Here is a 4,641-nt window from a genome sequence, read left to right on the forward strand (position 1 = left end):
AAAAAGCCGATTCTCTCGTGGGGCCGTAGCTCAGCTGGGAGAGCGCTTGAATGGCATTCAAGAGGTCGTCGGTTCGATCCCGATCGGCTCCACCACGAAAACTAAGGGCTTACGGGCTGACCCCGTAAGCCCTTTCTTCTTGTGCCCTGAGAACGTGCCCCTTCTGGTGGGCCGTTGGACAGTCCCCGACGCGGGCCAAGGTGGAAAAACCCGAAGCCTCCCTTCCTTCCCCTCCTGGAATCCGTTCCCCACTCGTGTCGTCGGGAGGCCTCAGCCTGCCGCAGGGAGTCTCTCGCCGTTCGCGGGTCCAGAACCCGGGGATCCCGAGGCTGGTAGTCTGTCGGCGAGCCGATTCGCTACCGTTCGTTCCACCCGCCCCCAGAACTCTTTGGCGGGTAGCCAGCGGCCTCCGGCCACTTGGCCGCTCGGATCCCGGAAGAATGTGGTGCGTTCGCCCATCCGCTCGGCCTGCGCCTCTTCGATGGCGTCCAGTTCGAGGTCGGCGTCGGACGCGTCCTGTCTGGTGCCCCCCGATTCCTCGGCATCCTCCACCCCCGCTCCCAGGGCTTGTCGTGAGACGTCCAGGAAACGGGCGCACTCGGCCACGGTTCGGAACCCCCTGAGTTCGTAGCCGTCCGCTCCATCACCGCAGGAGACCAGCGCGACGGCGGCCGCCCCCAACGCCCCTTGAAGCCGTTTCCCCGGCGCAGGGTTCACGTAGACCGTCCCGTGGTCCCTTGTCTCTAGGGGGCGCACCGCCAAGCGTACCGGGTCGCTGTGCCCTGTGATGTATCGCCGCCCGATGTTTTGCGCCGCATTGATGTCGGCGTGCTTGACGCCGAGTCCGCCCGCCTTCAGGTACGCCAGGAGTTCCCCCGTGCCCGTGGGCACGAGCGTTCCCGGCCTCACCTCCTCCGGGGGGATTCCGACGGCTTCCAGGGCGGGCACCAGCCACGGGGCGGCCCCGGCCTGTAGTTGGGCCACGTCTTCGGCGGTCAGGGCCCGGCATCGTACGCCGGGCGCCCCGGTCGTGGCGTCGAAACGGCTCGAAAAGGCGGCGCCTGTTTCGGCAACGGCGATGCCGTACTCCTCTGCCTGCATCTCGGCCAGTCGCCGGACCTCCCGGTGCATCCACCGCATCAGTTGCCGGTTCTCCGCCCGGGGCCGGTCGGTGCGGAACCGGTAGCGGGTGAGGTCCTCGAACACGATCAGGTCCACGGGGTCAAACCTTTGGGTCCAGCGGCCGTCCTCGTACACCAGCCCCCGGGCGGCCTGCACGATGAGGTCGGCCGTCGTCTTGGCGCGGTCCTCCCGGAGGTTCACGAAGTGTTCCCGGAGCCTTCGGGCCACCGAGCCGAAGCGCTCCCGGTCCAGCCGCTGGACCTCGGGCCTCCAAGGGGGCTGGTGCCGGTGCCAGGCGAGAAGGGTCCGGTACACCCGTTCGAGATGCTCCACCGCCCACGCGCTCTTCCCGCCCCCTCTGGTCCGGAGTTCCCTGGTCCGCCTGCGCCACTGGGCGATGCGCTCCCCGAGCCTTCGTTCGGCCTCCCGGTAGAGTCGAAAGGCTGCGTCGCGCCACCGGGGCGTCGGAGCCCCGGCCACGCCCCATAGCTCGGCGAGGTCCTCGTCCCGGAAGGGAAACCGCTCCCCCGACGCCTCGTCGTCGGCCCGGAGCGCGGCGAGCGCCTCACGCCGCTCCTCCGGGGTTTCCATGAGGCAGATCCGCCGAAACGTGCCAAGCCGGCGGATCTCCCGCCGTACCGCGAACAGTTCGTCGTCGGCCTCCCGGCGCCGGGCCAGCTCGTCCTTGTCTGTTTCCTCTCCGGGCAGTCGAAGCACGGCGCTTCGTTCGAGCCGGTACGCCGGCGTCGCCGACACAGCCCCGTCGGCCCCCGTTGCGGGTTCCACCTCGTACACCGCAATGGCCGCGGCCGAGCGCAAGCCCAGGTCCACGGCGAGCACGCGGGTGGGGGCGGTCGGAGCTCTGTCCCGCCCCTTGGCACTTATTCGCTCCCCCAGAGAAGAGTCGAACCATGCCTTCGTGGTCTTCCGGTTGCGGAACGCTTCTTCTCCGGCTTCGGGCACCACATCGAGGGCCACCTTGAAGTACACGGGGCCCACGGCGCCGTCGGCCAGGGCCTCCTCCCCCGTCCTCTCGGTGTGGCCCCGGTCGAACAGGAGAGCCGCCCCGGCCACCGTTGCCGCCGTTTCCCCGAGGCGGTCCTGGGTGCGGCGCCGGAGCACCAGGTCCCGACGGGTGCCTCTCGTGCGCCCCGTCCGCACCTCCTCCACCACGGCCCCGCGGGCCTGCCCGGATGGAGCCAGGAGGAAAGTGAAGTCCTGTTCCTCCAGCGGACCCGAGGGGTCGCCGTCCGCCGGGGTTAGCAACCGAATGGTGAGGGTGAGTTTGCCGGGTTCCGGGCTTGCCAGGTCGTAGGGGGGCTGGTTTTGGTTTTTCGGGGGGTCGAACTCAGCGAACCGGGGATGTTCGCGCGCCTCGGCGAACGTGAACACGGGGTGCTGGCGGGTACGCTCCAGGAGCCGCTCGAGGTAGTTCCGTTCGGCCACGGTCTGCACCGCGTCGCCCGCGGGGTGCCGCACGAGCCAGTCCTGATCGGGATGCGCGAGCCAAGCGAGCAGTTCCGCCCCGCCGAATTTTCGGGGATTTTCGGCTTGCAGTTGGGCCAGAAACCTCTTGCGCTCATCCAGCGGCGCGCCCGGATGGGCTAGCAGCCACTCGCGCACGCGCGGCCAGCCCCGCAGTTCCCGAAAGCCCACCCGATAGCGCGGCGCCGCGCCCAGCCCCTCGGCCAACCGTTCCAGGGCCAGGGTTCGCTCCTCCTCGTAGCGTCGAATCGCCGCCAGGGCGTCGGCAAGCGGCTCCGCCCACCGCTCATCCCAACGGACGAGGCGGTCGAGCCGCTCCTGGTACGCGACCCGGGCTCTGTGGCCCCCCGTCTCCCAAGGGTTCAGGTGCCCTACGGCAAGGGCGAACGCCATGCGCTCGTACTTGGTGAGGTTGCCGCGGGTACCCCGGATCAGCCCTTCACCAAAGGGGGCGGCCAGCGGCACCACACCGAGGGCTCTCAACCGCGCCTTGAGAAGAACGTCGCCCGACCACTTCCCCTGGAGGTCCGAAAACAGGCGAAGCGGCCACCCTGGGTCGCCGTTCTGATAGCTCACGAGCCATGCGGGCGGGCGGCCCGTGCGGTTGAGAAGTTCCTCGTTTGAGGCCAGGATGCCCCGGGCTTCCTCGGCCCACGCCTCGTCGGGTTCCCGCCAGCCGTCGCCGGTTCGATACCGCTGGAGCACGGGGTCGAACACGGCCAGCAGGTGTTCGTCGGCCTGGCCCGAGGCCGAGCCGGCCGACACCAGGAGGTCGTGATAGTTGCGGGCATCCTGGGCGCTTCCCCGGCCGGGGTCCCGGCTGGAAGCCACGATGTGGCCGTAAAACTCCCGCAACAGTTCGCAGGCTTCCTGGCGGCGTTCGGGCGGTACGCCCCGGTCGCGAAGCCGTTGTTCGAGGCGGTTCTTCCATACGGCGGCCGGGGCGATCTCGTCCTCCCCCTCGGGGGTCTGCCCCACGCACACGTCGGCCTGCCGCATCTCCAGCAGCAGGTTTTCGTAATGGGCAACGGCGCGGTTCACAAAAAGGTGGGTGGCCCAAAGGGCCCTTCGAGCGCGGACGGACTCGGGGGAGTCATCGCGGGGAACAACGAGTCTGAACTTGATCGCCCGGGTTGGCATGCACCCCCCCCTCTTTCCAGAGCGCCGGGCCTACGCTAGGTATGGCGTCCTGCCCTACGATTTGCTCGGCGCCCTTGTCAGTTCTTCTCCGGCCTCCAACGACCCATCACTTCCGGTACCGGTTGCAACGGTGAGCGTGGGGTTCCACCTGCCGGGGTGGTGCTCGTCCCAACGACCCATCACTTCCGGTACCGGTTGCAACCTCGTTGGTCGATACGGCGACTGTGGAGGCCCTCATTTTGTCCCAACGACCCATCACTTCCGGTACCGGTTGCAACGCCTGGATCTCGGCGTACACGCTCGGGTGATCGTCCCAACGACCCATCACTTCCGGTACCGGTTGCAACCCGGGCAGGGGGTGCCCATCACCTACATCCCCAACGGTCCCAACGACCCATCACTTCCGGTACCGGTTGCAACTGCCTACCCCCCCAGGGGGGCAAAACGGGCCCCAGTCCCAACGACCCATCACTTCCGGTACCGGTTGCAACACCAGGTCCCGGAGGAGCCGCTCCTGCTTTTCGACGTCCCAACGACCCATCACTTCCGGTACCGGTTGCAACCGCCCGCCCCAAAACCATCGTTGCGACGCCGGGTTCCCAGCCCGTTTCCGCGGACCCATACCGCTTGGGTGAACAGGGTCGGTTTCACAGGAGTTCGCCGCCGTGGGTCGCAGAGGGTTTTCCGTCGGATTGCGGGCAGTTAGGCCCTGACCGCGAACCTCCACGGAACTGCCTGTGCGCCAGAGGTTCGCGAGTAGAGTCCAGACACGTGGTGTAAGAAGGGCATGGGCCCTTGCAAACGAAAAGACCACCGCGTCATCCTCCAGAGCCGTAGCGGTCAACCTGCGGCAAGGAGGGAAGACACGATGGTCGACGTCAATGAAGAGGCCCG

The 4,641-nt window shown here is 68.0% G+C and carries 1 protein-coding gene, 1 tRNA gene and 1 CRISPR repeat array; of the genes, one reads left to right on the plus strand and one right to left on the minus strand.

Annotation, left to right across the window (positions count from 1 at the left end):
• Window positions 1-19 precede the first annotated feature (19 nt).
• Window positions 20-95, plus strand: a tRNA-Ala gene (locus ACY0I8_RS16520).
• Window positions 96-270: 175 nt separating this feature from the next.
• On the opposite strand, the gene cas12b is transcribed toward ACY0I8_RS16520, so the two are convergent.
• Entirely contained in the window at window positions 271-3,648 is a 3,378-nt protein-coding gene (gene cas12b, locus ACY0I8_RS16525; protein WP_461395623.1) for a type V CRISPR-associated protein Cas12b, read from the minus strand.
• A 191-nt stretch (window positions 3,649-3,839) separates the two neighbouring features.
• Window positions 3,840-4,310: direct repeats of the CRISPR family, unit length 37 nt; unit sequence GTCCCAACGACCCATCACTTCCGGTACCGGTTGCAAC.
• Window positions 4,311-4,641 lie beyond the last annotated feature (331 nt).

Source organism: Deferrisoma sp., assembly GCF_054681715.1.